Below are 14,686 nucleotides of genomic sequence, written 5' to 3'. Positions count from 1 at the left end.
AGGGGTGCCTCCCGTTCAGGGGTTCCGGCTTGCCGACGCGATCGCCGATGTCTATGGCGACCTGCGGCTGGAGACTGTGCTGCGACGGCTGCTCAGCCACACCGCGCGCCTCGTCGGCTCGGCCGCCGGCAGCGTCGCCGGTTCGGCCGCCGGCAGCGCCGCCGGTTCGGCCGCCGGCAGCGTCTCGCTGATCGACGCGGCGGCCGGGAAATACACCAAGGCCGCCGAGTACGGCGCGCTCTGCCACCTCGGCGAGACGTTTCCGCTGGACGAGGGGGCGACCGGCCGGGCGTTCGGGAGCCGCCGGCCGGTGGTCATCCCGGAGTACGGCCAACTGCGCGCCGGGCATCTGGCCGGCGCGGATCCGGTGCGGCGTGGGCCGGCCGCGGCGGTGCCGATCTGGTGGCGGGGCGAGGTGATCGCGGTCAGCGTGACCTTCGCACCGGCGTTCTCCACTCGCGACGTCGACGACCTGGAAATCCTGACCCAGGCGGCGGCGGCCGCGATCGTCCGGACCCTGCGCCTCGTGCCGCCGCCGGCGATGCCGAAAAACGAACCGCCGTTAACCGCGCGCGAGTTCGACGTGCTCGAACTCCTCCGGCAGGGCCTCACCTACCGCGAAATCGCCTCCCGGCTGGCGCTCTCGCCGAAGACGGTGGAGAAACACATCGGCGCGATCATGCGCAAGACCGGCACCTCGAACCGGACCGCCGCGGTGGTGACCGCCCTGGACGGCGGCTGGATTCGTTGACGGCATGGGGGAAACACCCCATACCGCGATCGGCGGCCCGATAGCTTGACTGGCTGCATGCCCGTCGTGTCGATGAAAGAGATCCTGGACCGCGCTTTCGCCGACCGTTACGGGGTCGCCGCCTTCAACGTCGTCAACGACCTGAGCATCGAAGCCGTCCTTGCGGCCGCCGTCGAGGAACGCGCGCCGGTCATCCTGCAAACCTCGGTCAAAACCGTGCTGATGTACGGGCGGGGCCAGCTCTTCGACATCTTCCAAGCCCTCATGCGCGACGTCGACGTGCCGGTCACCCTGCATCTGGATCACTGCCCCGACCGTACGGTCATCGCCGATTGCCTTGCCGGGGGCTGGAACTCGGTGCTTTTCGATGCGCATGAACTGGCCGTCGCCGAGAATTTGCGGCAGACCACCGAGGTGGTGGCGCAGGCCCGGCGCACCGGCGCGCACGTCGAGGGCGAGATCGAAGGCATTCAGGGCGTCGAGGACGACCTCGGCTCGGACGAGGCGTCGGCAATTCAGTCGCTCGACGTGGCCGTCGATTTCATCAAGAACACCGGGGTCGACTGTTTCGCGCCGGCCCTCGGCAACGCGCACGGGCAGTACAAACAGGCGCCCGAATTGGACGCGCAGCGGGTCAGCGACCTGGTCGCGGCGACCGGCGTGCCGATGGCGCTGCACGGCGGCACCGGATTGTCCGACGAGCAGTTCACCGACCTGATCGCCCGTGGCTGCGCCAAGGTCAACATCTCGACGGCGCTCAAGGAAAGCTTCATGAAGTCGGGCCTGTCCTTCCTGCGGGAGGCCTCGGAGCGCGACAAATGGGATCCGCCCGCGCTGTTCCAGCACCAGCGGTCGGCCGTTCTGGAAATGGCGCGCCGGCACATCCGGCTGTTCGGCGGATCGGGGCGTGCCTGGTGACGGCCGTCGTATTCGACTGCGACGGCGTGCTCGCCGACACCGAGCGGTACGGCCACCTGCCCGCCTTCAACGCCACCTTCGCGCAGTTCGGGCTGCCGGCTCATTGGAGCGAGGAGGAATACGGCGCGAAGCTGGCGATCGGCGGCGGGAAAGAGCGGATGGCGAGCCTGTTCGCTGATCCCGCATTCGCCGCGGCGGTCGGTGACTCCGACCGTACCGAAGCGCTTCTGACCTGGCACAAAGCCAAGAGCGCAGCCTTCCGGAAGTTAATCGACGAAGGCCGGATTCCGCCTCGCCCGGGCATTGCCCGGATCATCGCGGCGGCGCTGGCACGAGGATGGACGGTTGCGGTGGCATCGACGTCCGCCGAAGAGTCGGTGCGCGCGGTGCTGGCCGATGCGGTCGGCTCATCGGTCGCGGAGCGTGTGCCGGTGTTCGCCGGTGACGTCGTGCCGGCCAAGAAACCCGACCCGGCCATCTATCAACTCGCCGTGTCTCGCCTCGGACTGAACAAACAGGACACCCTCGTCGTCGAGGACTCGCGCAACGGATTGCTGGCGGCGACCGGCGCCGGGCTGCGCTGCCTCGTGACGGTCAACGGATACACCCGCGACGAGGACTTCACCGAGGCCACGCTCGTGGTCTCGGAACTCGGCGACCCGGGGAGAAAGCCGATCGAAGTGCTCGCCAATCGTGGCGCGGCCCGGCCCGGCGATTACCTCACCCTCGACGACCTGCGTGCCTGCCTTTCCGGAGGGGACCGATGAGCATCACCACGACGGAATACGTGGTCCGGACGATCGCCGAGACCGCGATCGAGAACGAGAAATACTTCGGCGACCTCGATTCGGTCGTCGGGGACGGCGATTTCGGTTACTCCCTGGCGCGCGGTTTCGAAAAGCTCCTCGAAGGCTGGGATGACCTCGACCGTACGGACGAGGGGGTGTTCTTGAAACGGACCGGAATGGTCATTGCGTCCCGGATCGGCGGCACGTCCGGGCCGTTGTGGGGCACCGCGTTCATGCGCGCCGGCGCCGCCTCCTCCCACGGTGACGGTGTGGTCGCGATGTTGCGCGCGGCCATCGAGGGCATCAAGGCGCGCGGCCAGGCCGAGGTCGGCGACAAGACGTTGCTCGATGCGCTGGTGCCGTTCACCGACCGCCTTTCGCAGGCGCTGGATGAGGGCGCACCGGCCGAGGAAGCGATCCGGGCCGCCGCCGCCACCGCCCGGGAAGCAGCCGACGCCACCAGCGGAATGGTCGCCAAGCGAGGGCGCGCGGCGTACACCGGCGAGCGCAGCCGGGGCTCGGTCGACGCCGGCGCCACGGCGCTGGCGGTAATCGCCGAACGGATCAGCGAGACCTGGAAGCAAGGAGCCACGTCGTGAAGAAATTCGTCAACGATCCGAAGAGCTACGTCGCCGAAATGCTGGAAGGCGTGGCCCTCGCCAACCCCGACACCCTCAAGTACATCCCCGCCTACAACTTGATCATGCGAGCCGACGCCCCGTACGAGAACAAGGTCTCGATCGTCCAGGGCTCCGGCTCCGGCCACGAACCGGCCCACGTGATGGCGGTCGGCAGGGGAATGCTCGACGCGGCCTGCCCCGGCGACGTGTTCGCCGCGCCCCCGATGGACTACGTCTACGAGACCACGAAACTGCTCGCCTCCCCGAAAGGCGTGCTGCTGCTGGTGAACAACTACACCGGCGACCGCATGGCCTTCGACATGGGCAAGGAGATGGCCGACGCCGACGGCGTGCGCTGCGAGATCCTGACCATCAACGACGACGTGGCCGTGCAGGACTCCCTCTACACGGTCGGCCGCCGCGGCGTGGCCGGCAACTTCTTCGTCATCAAGGCGGTGGGCGCCGCGTCGGAACAGGGCGCCGACCTGGACGAACTGCTGCGCATCGGCCGCAAGGTCAACGACGTGACCCGCACGATGGGCGTGGCCCTGACCGCCTGCACCCCACCGGCGAAGGGCTCCCCACTGTTCGAACTGGGCCCCGACGAGATCGAGTTCGGCGTAGGCATCCACGGCGAGCCGGGCCGCGAACGCCGCAAACTCGCACCGGCCGACCAGATCCTCGACGACATGCTCGACGCGGTCGTCCCCGACCTGCCCTACGAGTCCGGCGACCGGGTCGCCCTGATGATCAACGGCCTGGGCGGCACCCCGGTCAGCGAGCTGTACATCCTGTACCGGCGCGCCCACCAGCGACTGGCGTCGCTCGGCATCACGGTGGGCCGGAGCTACGTGAACGAGTACTGCACGTCACTCGACATGGCCGGCGCCTCCCTGACGCTGGTCCGCCTGGACGACGAGATCGAGGGCCTGCTCACGGCCCCGGCCGAGGCCGCCATCCGAGTCTTCTGAGCTCTCACCGCCGGTCACGCGGACAGCTGCCGCTGTCCGCGTGGCTCGCTTCGGCCCGGGAACCGTCAAAGCTGGTCAGCCCCGCTCAGCCCTCGCTCAGCGGCACCGCCAGCTTTTCGCTGAGCTCGTCGAAGGAGATGCCGAACGTCTCGCGGACCACGACGCCGTCCTTGGTGATCAGGAACGTGGCCTGGTCGGTGTAGATGCGGTCGACGCAGCCGACACCCGTCAGGGGATAGGTGCAGGACGGCACCAGCTTCGGGGTTCCGTCCTTGGTGAACAGGGTCATCATCACGTAGATGCTCTTGGCGCCGATTGCCAGGTCCATCGCGCCGCCCACCGCCGGGATCGCGTCCGGCTCGCCGGTGTGCCAGTTGGCCAGGTCGCCGCCCGCCGACACCTGGAAGGCGCCCAGCACGCACACGTCCAAATGGCCGCCGCGCATCATCGCGAACGAGTCGGCGTGGTGGAAATAGGCCGAGCCGGGCAGCTCGGTGACCGGGATCTTGCCGGCGTTGATCAGGTCGGGGTCGATCTCGGAACCGACCGCGGCCGGGCCCATGTTCAGCATGCCGTTCTCGGTGTGCAGGACCACGCCCGCGTCGGCAGCCAGGTGGTCGGCGACCAGGGTGGGCTGGCCGATGCCGAGGTTCACGTAGGAGCCGTGCGGGATGTCGCGCGCGATCTGAGCGGCGATCTGATTCTTGTCGAGGCTCATACGGCCACCACCCGGTCCACGTAGATGCTGGGGGTCACGACGGCTTCGGGGTCGAGCGTGCCGGTCTCGACGATCTCGTTGACCTGGACGATCACCAGGGACGCGGCGGTGGCCATCACCGGGCCGAAGTTGCGGGCGGTCTTGCGGTAGACGAGGTTGCCCATCCGGTCGGAGCGGTACGCGCCGATCAGCGCGACGTCGCCCTTGATCGGATATTCGAGGACGTAGGTGCGGCCGTCGATCTCGCGGGTCTCCTTGCCCTCGGCGAGCGGCGTGCCGACCGCGGTGGGGGAGTAGAACGCGCCGATCCCGGCGCCGGCGGCGCGCATCCGCTCGGCGAGATTTCCCTGCGGGACGACCTCCAGCTCGATCTTCCCGGCGCGATAGAGGCCATCGAAGACCCAGGAGTCGGTCTGCCGGGGAAAAGAACAGATCACCTTGCGTACGCGGCCCGCCGCCAGCAACGCAGCGAGGCCCGTGTCGCCGTTGCCGGCGTTGTTGGACACCACCGTGAGATCGCCGGCGCCCGAGGCGATCAGGGCGTCGATCAGCTGCACCGGCATCCCGGCCATGCCGAAGCCACCGATCAGCACGGTCGAACCGTCGGCGATGCCGGTTACCGCGGAAGCGGGCGAATCGAAGAAGGACGCGGTCACGACACGTTCTCCAGCACGACGGCGAGGGCCTGGCCGACCCCGATGCAGATGGCGGCGACGCCCCACCGGTCACCCGAGGTGCGCAGGCGTTCAGCGAGGGTGCCGAGGATGCGGCCGCCGGAGGCGCCGAGCGGGTGGCCGATGGCGATGGCGCCCCCGGCGGCGTTGACGATGGCGGGGTCGATGCCCCACGCGTCGACGCAGGCGAGCGACTGCACCGCGAAGGCCTCGTTGAGTTCGACCGCCGACACGTCCGACCAGGTGATGCCGGCCCGGGCGAGAGCGCGGTCGGCGGCCTCGACGGGCGCGTAGCCGAACATCGGCGGCTCGACGGCCGACACCCCGCGCCCGGCGATCCGGGCCAGAGGCGCGCGCCCGATCCGGGTGGCGGCGTCGGAGGAGCCGAGGACCAGAGCGGAGGCGCCGTCGTTGAGCGGCGACGCGTTGCCGGCCGTGATCGTTCCGGTCGGCCGGAACGACGGCTTGAGCGCGGCCAGCTTGGAAGCCGTCGATCCGGGCCGGATGCCCTCGTCGCGGGAGAGGCCGGCGACGGGAACCACGAGGGAGTCGTAGAAGCCGGCGTCCCAGGCCGACGCGGCCAGGTTGTGCGAGCGGGCCGCGAACTCGTCCTGCCGTTCCCGGGAGATGCCGAACTTGTCGCCCAGCATCTCGTTGGCCTCGCCCAGCGACACCGTCCACTCGGCTGGCATGTTGTCGTTGACCAGGCGCCAGCCGAGGGTGGTCGACACCGCGGTGACGTTTCCGGCGGGGAAGGCGCGGGACGGTTTCGGCAGCACCCACGGGGCCCGGGTCATCGATTCGACCCCGCCGGCCACGACGATGTCGGCGTCGCCGGACTCGATGGTCCGGGAGGCGATCATCGCGGCGTCCAGCGACGAGCCGCACAGCCGGTTGACCGTGGTCGCCGGCACCGAGACCGGCAGGCCGGCCAGCAGCACCGCCATCCGGCCGACGTTGCGGTTGTCCTCGCCGGCCTGGTTGGCGCAGCCCCAGACGACGTCGCCGATCGCGGCCGGGTCGAGGTCGGGCGTCTTGCCGAGCACGCCCTGCAACGCGGTCGAGGCGAGGTCGTCCGGGCGCACTTCGGCCAGCGCGCCGCCGAAACGTCCGAACGGCGTGCGCGCCGCGGCGTACAGGAAGGCGGAAGTCATGTTGTCCAACGTAAGCCCGATCCACTCATTCACGCCAAGACCAAATCAAGACCGATTGATAACGTACGGTTATGGAACTGCGCCACCTGCGCGCCTTTGCCGTCCTCGCCGAGGAGCAGCACTTCGGTCGGGCGGCGGTCCGGCTGCACATCGCCCAGCCGGCGCTCTCCCAGCAGATCAAGCAGTTGGAGCGCGAGTTCGGCGTCGAGCTGGTCAGCCGCACCACCCGCCGGGTCGAGCTGACCGAGGCCGGCCGCCGGTTCGCCGAGCACGCCCGCGCGGTGCTCGGCTCGGCCGACCGGGCGGCGGCCGACATGGCCCTGGTCGCCGCGGGTCAGGCCGGCCGGGTGTCGGTCGGCTTCATCGGCACCGCCACCTACGACCTGTTGCCGCTGGCCGCCCGCGAGGTCCGCGACGAACTGCCCGGGATCAAGCTCGAGCTGCACGGCGAGCTGCTCAGCCCGAGGTTGCTGGACGGCCTGCGAGACGGCGCCTACGACCTGGTGGTCCTGCGCCCGGACGGCATCGAACGGCCCGAGATCGACGAGCAGGTGTTGCGCGACGAACGCCTGATCGCGGTGCTGCCGGATCGGCATGCACTTGCCACCCGTACAAAAATAGATCTTGTGCAGTTGGCGAACGAAGCGTTCGTGATGCACTTCTCCGGCCATCGCTCGTCCATGCATGAGCATGTTCTGGCCGCCTGCAAGGAGGCCGGTTTCCGGCCGCGGGAGATCGTCGAGGTCGGCGAGACCGCCACCCTGGTCGTGTTCGTGGCGGCCGGCCTGGGCGTCGCGCTGGTGCCCGAGCCGGTCCGCAGCCTGGCCCTGGCGGGGGTGGCCTACGTCGAGCTGACCGGCGCCGTCACGGTCGGCCTGGCGATCGCGACCCGGGCCGGCGAGACCTCGCCCGCCGTCCGCCGGGTCGCGGAGATCATCGTCAGGCGCTCAGCTTCCCGGCGACCTTGACGACGCGCTCGGTCATGTGGTCCAGCGCGGCATATTCGGCGTCGCCGAGCGGGGCATTGTTGTTCGCGCCGGTGACGTGCGAGACGCCGTAGGGGTTGCCGTCGGAGAACTTCAGCGGGTCGGTGTAGCCGGGCGCCGCGATGATGCCGCCGAAGTGGTGGATCGTGTTGTAGAGCGCGAGCAGCGTCGACTCCTGGCCGCCGTGCGCGGTCTGGCTGGCGGTGAAGCCGGCGTAGACCTTGTCGGCGAGCTGGCCCTGGGCCCACTGCGGGCCGAGCGTGTCGAGGAACTGCTTGAGCTGGCTGGCCACGTTGCCGTAACGGGTGGGCGAGCCGAACAGCACCGCGTCGGCCCAGACCACGTCGTCGGCGGTCGCCTTCGGCTCGTTCTTGGTGGCGTCGAAGTGCTGGCTCCACGCCGCGTTGGAGGCGATCGCCTCGGCCGGCGCCAGCTCGGCCACCTGCCGCAGGCGCACCTCGGCCCCGGCCTTCTCGCCGGCCTGCGCGGCGCGCTGCGCCATCGCGTGCAGGGTGCCGGTGGATGAATAGTAGATGACGGAGAGCTTGACCTGAGCCATCGAGAGGTCCCTTCGAAGTTGCTGCGTCAGCCAAATTTCGGCGCTGGGCGAGATCCGTACCCGGCCATCCTGTGGCGAAACGGTCGGTAACCGCCGGGAAACCTTCGACTTTGCGGTCATCGTTATGATCGGCTCGCTGTTCCGTCGGGGGACGGACAACGGCGAAGGGGCATGAAATGAGGCGCCTCGGACGGCTTGTCGCCGTCGCGATGATCTTCGCGGGGCTGGTGTTCGGTGGTGGTCCGGCCGTGGCCGCGCCCGGCACGCCGACGCTCGATGACGTGTTGGCCCTGGTCGGGAACGATGTCGACCGGGCGACGGCGGACGTCGTCGTGATGATCGACGTGTCCGCCTCGATGGACGACATCAGCTATGCGCGGGTCAAGGAGAGCCTGGCCGGCTACCTCAAGACCCTGGCGCCGGTCGATCAGGTGACACTCGTCGCGTACGCGAGGAACGCGACCGTCACGGCTACGCAGCGTGTCGGAACGAACCCCGGCCGGATGATCGATTCGCTTCCTCCAGCGCCCCTCGGTGGCCCGGCCGACCTCGGTACGGCCGTGGACGCCACCATCTCGACGCTGCGCCGCCCGACGGCGCCCGGCCTGGCCACGGTCCTGCTGATCACGGCCGGCCCGGACGCGACCAATGCAGCCCAGGGCGCCGAGTGGAAAGCGCTCGCCAAGCAGGCGCGCGCGGTGTGGCAGCGGGTCGACGCGTGGGCGATCCCGCTCGCGGAGGTGACCAGTGCCCCGCTGCTGACGAAGGTCTGGTCCGCCGCCACCGTGGTGCCCGAGACCACGATCGACGACCTGCCCGCGATGCTGGGCCAGGTCCGCGACTCGGCCCGGCGGATCAAGGCCCGCAACCTGCTGGCCGGCGACCTGGTCAAGCCCATCCGGGTCAACTGGCCGGAGTACGGCGGCGTCCCGCACGGCCGGTCGGTCACCGAGGTGGAGGTCAAGTCGCCGCTGAAGTACGTGCCGGTGACGCTGGACAAGTTCCGGATCACCAGCACGAATCCCCGGGTGCGCGTCTCCGTCCCGCGCGGCCCGATCGAGCTGCGGCCGGGCCAGGCGATCAAGGTGCCGATCACCGCCCACTGGGACGCCGGGCCGCGCCGCAAGTGGCCGTTCTTCACGGTCGACGGCCGCACCGAGCTCAAGATGTCGGCCCGGGTGACCACCTCCTGGTCGCCGGTGCTGAACAACGAGCTGGACCTCACTCTCACGTCGACCCTGGCCGGCGAGCCGAAGAAGACGGCTCTGTCCGCCCAGCGCGGCAGCTTCTGGTACTGGCTCTCGGCGTTGGTGCTCATCGCCGTACTGGCCGAGATCCTGGTCTGGTGGTGGCGCCATCCGCCGGAGAAGCGGCGAAAGCGCACCGTCACCGTGGCCGGCACGTCCTTCACCTGGGAGGAGAAGGAAGTGCGGGACGCGTCGATGACGCCGAGCTAACAGGTTCAGCCCGCACGGCCGCGGGTATCCCGCCCTCGAACAAGACGATGAGGGAGGAACCATGGCAGTCGTGGTCGTCACCGGAGCCAGCGGCGGGGTGGGCCGGGCCGTTGCCCGCCGCTTCGGCGCACGAGGCGACCGGGTCGCCCTGCTCGCCCGCGGGGAGAAGGGCCTCGACGCGGCGGCCGAGGAGATCCGGGCCTCGGGCGGCCAGGCCCTGCCCCTGCCGGTCGACGTGGCCGACTTCGACGCGGTCGAGGCCGCCGCGGCCAAGGTGGAGAGCGAGTTCGGCCCGATCGACGTCTGGGTCAACACCGCGTTCTCCTCGGTGTTCGCGCCGTTCGAGCAGATCACGCCGGACGAGTTCCGCCGGGTCACCGAGGTCAGCTACCTCGGCTACGTGTACGGCACCCGGGCCGCCCTCACCCGCATGAAGCCCCGCGACCGGGGCACGATCGTGCAGGTCGGCAGCGCGCTGGCCTACCGCGGCATCCCGCTGCAGACCGCCTACTGCGGGTCCAAGCACGCGGTGCAGGGCTTCAACGAGTCGCTGCGCTGCGAGCTGCTGCACGCCAAGAGCGGTGTCCGCACCACCATGGTCCAGTTGCCCGCGGTGAACACCCCGCAGTTCACCTGGCTGCGCTCCAGGCTGGGCCGGCACGCCCAGCCGGTGCCGCCGATCTACCAGCCCGAGGTGGCCGCGCAAGCGATCGTGTACGCCGCCGACCACCCCCGCCGCCGCGAGTACTGGGTGGGCGCCTCCACCGCCGCGACCCTCGCCGCCAACGCGATCGCCCCCGGCATCCTCGACCGCTACCTGGGCCGCACCGGGGTCGACTCGCAGCAGACGTCCGAGCCGCACGACCCGAACGCCCCGGGCAACCTGTGGGAGCCGGCCGACGGCGAGCAGGGCCACGACTACGGCGCGCACGGCGAGTTCGACGACCGGTCCAAGCAGAGCAGCGTGCAGGTGTGGGCGTCGCAGCACCATGGCCTGCTGGCCGCGGCCGGCTCCGTTGCGGCGGTCGTCGCGGCCGGGCTGATCGGGCGGCAGGTGACTCGATGACGGCGGATTAGTCTGCTGACGGTTTGCTCCGGGGCCGGCGGGGCATGCAACCGGCCCGTACGGAGGTGGGCAAGTGGCGATCATGCCGCTGAGCTGGACCGCGCGCGACGAGGGTGGCCTCGTCGTCGTCGCCGTGCGCGGCTGCCTCGACCTGCCCGGCGCCCCGCGGTTGCAGACGGCCCTGCTGGAGTGTCTCGCCGAGCAGCCCGCCGCCCTGCTGCTCGAACTGTCCGGCCTGGAACTGGCCGAGGACGCCGCCCTGGCGCTGTTCGCGGAAGTGGCCGAGCAGAGCGCCCGGTGGCCGGGCGCTCCGTTGCTCCCGTGCGATCCGGCGCCACGGGTGGCGGCGCTGCTGGAGCGCGGCGGACTCACGGTCTACCGGAGCGTCGCCGAGGCCCGGGTCGTGGTGGACGAGGCCGTCCCGGGGATCGGCGACCAGATCCTGCCGATCGCCGGGGCCGCCCGGCACGCCCGCAATCTCGCCACCGAGGCCTGCGCCGCGTGGGACCTGCCGCACCTGGTCGGCCCGGCCTGCCTGGTGGTCAGCGAGCTGGTGTCCAATGCGGTCGAGCACGCCGGCACGATGATCACCGTGCGGCTCACCCGGCGCGCCGGGCACCTGCACATCGCCGTCCGGGACGGCTCCGCGGGCGAGCCGGTCGAGCGCCCGGTGGCCGCGGCGGCCGAGCGCGGCCGCGGGCTGATGCTGGTGAGCACCGTCGCGACCGACTGGGGCTGGCTGCCCGCGCGGGACGGCAAGGTCGTTCGGGCCACGCTGAACTTCTGACGTCAGCCGAGCAGGTCGGTCAGGCCCGAGGCGGCGGCGATCCGGGCGGCGTACGGCTGCAGTCCGGTCACCCGGACCTCGATGTCCCGCACCCGGGCCGCCTCGCGCAGCGTGACCAGAACCCCGATGCCCGCCGCGTCCAGCAGCGGCACCGCCGACAGATCCAGCTCCAGCCGGGCCGTCCGCCCACCGCCGGGCAGCGCGGCCATCAGCTCGTCGCGCAGGTAGCCGGCGTTGTCCCGGTCGATCTCCCCGGTCACCCGGCAGCGGATCACCTCGCCCTGGCCGGTCGTGGCCAGCACGAGCCGGTGGTCGGTCTCGTCGAGCGCGGTCCACGCGGGCGGCGCGTCGGTCAGCATCGCCTGCCGCAGCCAGGCGAGCGCCCGGGACATCAGCCGGGAGACGTGCATCTGCGAGAGGCCCAGCTCCCTGGCGATCTCGACCTGGCTGAGGTTGCCGTAGAACCGCAGGCCGAGCAGCCGGCGCTCGCGTTCGGGCAGCCGCAGGATCAGCCGTTCCACGCTCACCCGGTCGTCGACCAGGCCGAGACCGGGGTCGGGGGCGCCGATCAGGTCGCCGATCTCGACCCCGTCGTACCCGTCGGCCGCGATGTTCAGCGAACCGGGCGTGTAGGCGGCGCCGGACAGCTGCGCCTCGAGCACCTCGGCCTCCTCGATGCCGACCCGCTGGGCGATCTCCCCGGCGGTGGGCCGGCGGGACAGCTCGCCGGTCAGGGCCACCCGGGCCGCGCCCACCTCGAGGCTGAGGTTCTGCATCCGGCGGGGGACATGCACACCCCAGCTGTGGTTGCGGAAGTGCCTTTTGATCTCGCCGGTGATGGTGACGATGGCGTACGCCGTGAACGAGCCCCGTTCCGGGTCGAACCGATCGACCGACTTGACCAGCCCCAGCCGGGCCACCTGTTCGAGGTCGTCGGCCGACTCGCCCCGGCCCCGGTAACGCCGCGACAGCCGCCGGGCGAACGGCAGCGCCAGCCCGACGAAATCGGTCCGGAGCCGTTCCTGCGTCACGTCGTCGGCGCCCGCGCTCGCCACCGCGTACTCGAACGCGGCAAGGTCAAGATCCTCGAGTGGTCCGACTTGATCCCTACCTGGCATACGCTGACCTCTCCGTCGCCCGCCTCTGCTCAGCCTCAGCCCCGCTTCGTTGCCCCGTATGCCGGACCATAAACAACAACGCCATCAGGGGATCGCACACCTCATCGGGACCTGCCATAGTTCGCCGATCCGGGGGTATTCGACCGGCATGCGAATCGGATATTTTCTTTCCTGCGAGGAGTACACCCCGGCCGAGCTGCTCGAGCAGGCCAAGCTCGCCCAGGAGGCCGGCTTCCAGGGGTTATGGATCTCCGACCACTACCACCCGTGGAACGACGAGCAGGGCCAGAGCCCGTTCGTCTGGTCGATCATCGGTGCGCTCAGCCAGGTCGTGACGATCCCGGTCACCACCGCCGTGACCTGCCCGATCATGCGGATCCACCCGGCCGTCGTGGCCCAGGCGGCGGCGACCAGCGCGATGCTGCACGACGGCCGGTTCGTGCTCGGCGTCGGCACCGGCGAGGCGCTCAACGAGCACATCCTCGGCGACCGGTGGCCGTTCGCCGACGAGCGCCTGGAGATGCTCGAGGAGGCCGTCGGGGTCATGCGGGAGCTGTGGCAGGGCGGCTTCGTCACCCACCACGGCACGCACTACACGGTCGATCAGGCGCAGGTCTACAGCCGCCCGGCAACCCCACCGAAGGTGTACGTCTCGGCGTTCGGCCCCAAGGCGCTCGAGGTCGCGGCCCGCATCGGCGACGGCTACATCTCCACCTCACCCGACGCCGACCTGCTGGAGCAGTGGCGGGAGATGGGCGGCGGCGACAAGCCGGCCCAGGGCGGCTTCAAGGGCTGCTGGGCGCCGACCGAGGACGAGGGCGTCGACATCGCGCACCGGCTGTGGGCCAACTCCGGCGTGCCCGGCGAGCTGTCCCAGGTGCTGCCGTCACCGAAGCACTTCGAGCAGGCGTCGCAGCTGGTCACCAAGGAGATGACGCGCGATTCGGTGGCCTGCGGACCCGACCCGGCCAAGCACGCCGAGCAGCTCAAGGCGTACGAGGACGCGGGCTTCGACGAGGTGTACGTGGCGAACATGGGCCCGAACTACCGCGAGCTCATCGACCTGTACGGCAAGGAATTCCTCTGACCATCATGTGTTTGCCTGCTTCGATGCCGGGGCATCCCGCCGCCCGTGGCACGGTTACATCGCAGCAAACTGACCGCCCCGGGGCTGACCCGGCGCCGCAGCGGACGAGGATTCCGTTACCTCGGCGTGGACGGCGAGAAGATCACCGACGCCGAGACCCTCGACCGGATCAAGGCGCTGGTCATCCCGCCGGCCTGGCAGCACGTGTGGATCTCGCCCGACCCGCTCGGCCACATCCAGGCCACCGGCGTCGACGTGGCCGGGCGCAAGCAATACCTGTACCACCCGCAGTGGCGCACCGCCCGGGACGCGAAGAAGTTCGAGCACGTCCGGGCGGTGGCCGCGCGCCTGCCGAAGATCCGTGAGCGGATCCAGGCGGACCTGAGCGGCCGCGGGCTCACCCGGCAACGGGTGCTCGCGGCCATCGTCCAGCTGCTCGACCTCGGCATGTTCCGGATCGGCGGCAACGAGTACGCGGCCCGCGACGAGGACCCCTCGTACGGCCTGTCCACGCTGCGTCCGGAGCATCTCTGCACCCGCCGCGGCCAGATCGAGTTCTGCTTCCCCGGCAAGTCCGGCGTGCAGCACACCGGCATCGTCGAGGACGGCGAGGTCAGCACGGTCCTGACCGATCTGCGGCGGCGCCGGCGGGGCGCGGACCGCCTGTTCGCCTACTGGGACCGGCATGCCCGGCAGTGGACCGAGATTCACGCGGACGCGGTAAACGACTACCTGAAGGAGATCAGCGGCGAACAGCTGACGGCCAAGGACTTCCGCACCTGGCACGGCACGGTCGAGGCCGCCGCCGCGCTCGCCGAGGCCGGCCCGCAACCGACCGAGGCGAAGCGCAAGAAGGCCGTTTCCCAGGCGATGAAGCAGGTCGCGGACCTACTCGGGAACACCCCGGCGGTGGCCCGTGCCTCGTATGTGGATCCCCGGGTCATCGACCGGTATGAGCACGGCGAGACGATCCGTGGCGGAACCGAAACCGAAGTACGTGAAATCTTGAAGCCGGAGACCGGGGTTGGCTGA

16 protein-coding genes are annotated in these 14,686 nt (G+C 70.3%); 11 read left to right on the top strand and 5 right to left on the bottom strand.

Annotated elements, in window-relative coordinates; genetic code table 11:
- Nucleotides 1–4 precede the first annotated feature (4 nt).
- The 5 genes from AB0E90_RS02415 to dhaK are packed head-to-tail and all read left to right on the top strand — an operon-like array spanning nt 5 to nt 4,048.
- Nucleotides 5–751 (top strand): LuxR C-terminal-related transcriptional regulator, encoded by a 747-nt coding sequence (locus AB0E90_RS02415; RefSeq protein WP_360398134.1) that lies wholly within the window; start codon nt 5–7, stop codon nt 749–751.
- A 57-nt stretch (nt 752–808) separates the two neighbouring features.
- Nucleotides 809–1,669 (top strand): class II fructose-bisphosphate aldolase, encoded by an 861-nt coding sequence (locus tag AB0E90_RS02410; RefSeq protein ID WP_360398132.1) that lies wholly within the window; start codon nt 809–811, stop codon nt 1,667–1,669.
- On the top strand, nt 1,570–2,436 hold the full coding sequence (locus AB0E90_RS02405) for an HAD-IA family hydrolase (protein ID WP_360398130.1): 867 nt from the start codon (nt 1,570–1,572) through the stop codon (nt 2,434–2,436). Before AB0E90_RS02410 ends, AB0E90_RS02405 begins: the two co-directional genes overlap by 100 nt.
- The gene (gene dhaL / locus AB0E90_RS02400; RefSeq protein WP_360398128.1) at nt 2,433–3,056 is read left to right on the top strand and encodes a dihydroxyacetone kinase subunit DhaL; all 624 of its coding nucleotides are present in this window, start codon (nt 2,433–2,435) and stop codon (nt 3,054–3,056) included. Before AB0E90_RS02405 ends, dhaL begins: the two co-directional genes overlap by 4 nt.
- Nucleotides 3,053–4,048 (top strand): dihydroxyacetone kinase subunit DhaK, encoded by a 996-nt coding sequence (gene dhaK / locus AB0E90_RS02395; protein ID WP_360398126.1) that lies wholly within the window; start codon nt 3,053–3,055, stop codon nt 4,046–4,048. Before dhaL ends, dhaK begins: the two co-directional genes overlap by 4 nt.
- A gap of 85 nt (nt 4,049–4,133) precedes the next feature.
- On the opposite strand, the gene AB0E90_RS02390 is transcribed toward dhaK, so the two are convergent.
- The 3 genes from AB0E90_RS02390 to AB0E90_RS02380 are packed head-to-tail and all read right to left on the bottom strand — an operon-like array spanning nt 4,134 to nt 6,594.
- Nucleotides 4,134–4,766: a 3-oxoacid CoA-transferase subunit B gene (locus tag AB0E90_RS02390; protein WP_360398124.1), complete on the bottom strand. Its 633-nt coding sequence runs from the start codon at nt 4,764–4,766 to the stop codon at nt 4,134–4,136.
- Nucleotides 4,763–5,422 carry a 3-oxoacid CoA-transferase subunit A gene (locus tag AB0E90_RS02385; RefSeq protein WP_360398122.1) on the bottom strand — a complete coding sequence of 220 codons (660 nt, stop codon included), beginning with the start codon at nt 5,420–5,422 and terminating at the stop codon, nt 4,763–4,765. Before AB0E90_RS02385 ends, AB0E90_RS02390 begins: the two co-directional genes overlap by 4 nt.
- Nucleotides 5,419–6,594 (bottom strand): thiolase family protein, encoded by a 1,176-nt coding sequence (locus tag AB0E90_RS02380; protein WP_360398120.1) that lies wholly within the window; start codon nt 6,592–6,594, stop codon nt 5,419–5,421. The genes AB0E90_RS02385 and AB0E90_RS02380 overlap by 4 nt, the downstream gene beginning before the upstream one ends.
- A gap of 71 nt (nt 6,595–6,665) precedes the next feature.
- Between AB0E90_RS02380 and AB0E90_RS02375 the strand changes: the two genes are divergently transcribed.
- Nucleotides 6,666–7,562 carry a LysR substrate-binding domain-containing protein gene (locus AB0E90_RS02375; protein WP_360398118.1) on the top strand — a complete coding sequence of 299 codons (897 nt, stop codon included), beginning with the start codon at nt 6,666–6,668 and terminating at the stop codon, nt 7,560–7,562.
- On the opposite strand, the gene wrbA is transcribed toward AB0E90_RS02375, so the two are convergent.
- Nucleotides 7,534–8,139, bottom strand: coding sequence for an NAD(P)H:quinone oxidoreductase (gene wrbA, locus AB0E90_RS02370; RefSeq protein WP_360398116.1), 606 nt, complete (start codon nt 8,137–8,139; stop codon nt 7,534–7,536). The two genes, AB0E90_RS02375 and wrbA, sit on opposite strands and share 29 nt — an antisense overlap.
- A gap of 176 nt (nt 8,140–8,315) precedes the next feature.
- Here wrbA and AB0E90_RS02365 point away from each other — a divergent pair, with 176 nt between their 5' ends.
- The 3 genes from AB0E90_RS02365 to AB0E90_RS02355 all read left to right on the top strand — a co-directional run bounded on the left by AB0E90_RS02365 (nt 8,316) and on the right by AB0E90_RS02355 (nt 11,449).
- Nucleotides 8,316–9,596 (top strand): vWA domain-containing protein, encoded by a 1,281-nt coding sequence (locus tag AB0E90_RS02365; RefSeq protein WP_360398114.1) that lies wholly within the window; start codon nt 8,316–8,318, stop codon nt 9,594–9,596.
- A 61-nt stretch (nt 9,597–9,657) separates the two neighbouring features.
- Nucleotides 9,658–10,662 (top strand): SDR family oxidoreductase, encoded by a 1,005-nt coding sequence (locus tag AB0E90_RS02360; RefSeq protein WP_360398112.1) that lies wholly within the window; start codon nt 9,658–9,660, stop codon nt 10,660–10,662.
- 82 nt (nt 10,663–10,744) lie between these two features.
- Nucleotides 10,745–11,449 (top strand): ATP-binding protein, encoded by a 705-nt coding sequence (locus AB0E90_RS02355; RefSeq protein ID WP_360399414.1) that lies wholly within the window; start codon nt 10,745–10,747, stop codon nt 11,447–11,449.
- 2 nt (nt 11,450–11,451) lie between these two features.
- Here AB0E90_RS02355 and AB0E90_RS02350 read toward each other — a convergent pair whose 3' ends face one another.
- Nucleotides 11,452–12,567 carry a sigma-70 family RNA polymerase sigma factor gene (locus tag AB0E90_RS02350; protein ID WP_360398110.1) on the bottom strand — a complete coding sequence of 372 codons (1,116 nt, stop codon included), beginning with the start codon at nt 12,565–12,567 and terminating at the stop codon, nt 11,452–11,454.
- Nucleotides 12,568–12,715: 148 nt separating this feature from the next.
- Between AB0E90_RS02350 and AB0E90_RS02345 the strand changes: the two genes are divergently transcribed.
- Nucleotides 12,716–13,654 carry a TIGR03557 family F420-dependent LLM class oxidoreductase gene (locus AB0E90_RS02345; protein ID WP_360398108.1) on the top strand — a complete coding sequence of 313 codons (939 nt, stop codon included), beginning with the start codon at nt 12,716–12,718 and terminating at the stop codon, nt 13,652–13,654.
- A 45-nt stretch (nt 13,655–13,699) separates the two neighbouring features.
- The gene (locus AB0E90_RS02340) at nt 13,700–14,686 is read left to right on the top strand and encodes a DNA topoisomerase IB (RefSeq protein ID WP_360398106.1); all 987 of its coding nucleotides are present in this window, start codon (nt 13,700–13,702) and stop codon (nt 14,684–14,686) included.

Origin of the sequence: Actinoplanes sp. NPDC026619 (assembly GCF_040638295.1) — a bacterium.
Lineage (GTDB): Bacteria > Actinomycetota > Actinomycetes > Mycobacteriales > Micromonosporaceae > Actinoplanes.
This window is presented reverse-complemented; position numbering and strand designations above follow the sequence as displayed.

Excerpts from the sequence above, each read along its gene's own strand:
- AB0E90_RS02375 (WP_360398118.1), top strand. The coding sequence starts at position 6,666 with ATGGAACTGCGCCACCTGCGCGCCTTTGCCGTCCTCGCCGAGGAGCAG.
- AB0E90_RS02350 (WP_360398110.1), bottom strand. The coding sequence starts at position 12,567 with ATGCCAGGTAGGGATCAAGTCGGACCACTCGAGGATCTTGACCTTGCC.
- AB0E90_RS02390 (WP_360398124.1), bottom strand. The coding sequence starts at position 4,766 with ATGAGCCTCGACAAGAATCAGATCGCCGCTCAGATCGCGCGCGACATC.
- AB0E90_RS02410 (WP_360398132.1), top strand. The coding sequence starts at position 809 with ATGCCCGTCGTGTCGATGAAAGAGATCCTGGACCGCGCTTTCGCCGAC.
- AB0E90_RS02380 (WP_360398120.1), bottom strand. The coding sequence starts at position 6,594 with ATGACTTCCGCCTTCCTGTACGCCGCGGCGCGCACGCCGTTCGGACGT.
- AB0E90_RS02365 (WP_360398114.1), top strand. The coding sequence starts at position 8,316 with ATGAGGCGCCTCGGACGGCTTGTCGCCGTCGCGATGATCTTCGCGGGG.
- dhaL (WP_360398128.1), top strand. The coding sequence starts at position 2,433 with ATGAGCATCACCACGACGGAATACGTGGTCCGGACGATCGCCGAGACC.
- AB0E90_RS02405 (WP_360398130.1), top strand. The coding sequence starts at position 1,570 with ATGGGATCCGCCCGCGCTGTTCCAGCACCAGCGGTCGGCCGTTCTGGA.
- AB0E90_RS02345 (WP_360398108.1), top strand. The coding sequence starts at position 12,716 with ATGCGAATCGGATATTTTCTTTCCTGCGAGGAGTACACCCCGGCCGAG.
- AB0E90_RS02360 (WP_360398112.1), top strand. The coding sequence starts at position 9,658 with ATGGCAGTCGTGGTCGTCACCGGAGCCAGCGGCGGGGTGGGCCGGGCC.
- AB0E90_RS02355 (WP_360399414.1), top strand. The coding sequence starts at position 10,745 with ATGCCGCTGAGCTGGACCGCGCGCGACGAGGGTGGCCTCGTCGTCGTC.
- wrbA (WP_360398116.1), bottom strand. The coding sequence starts at position 8,139 with ATGGCTCAGGTCAAGCTCTCCGTCATCTACTATTCATCCACCGGCACC.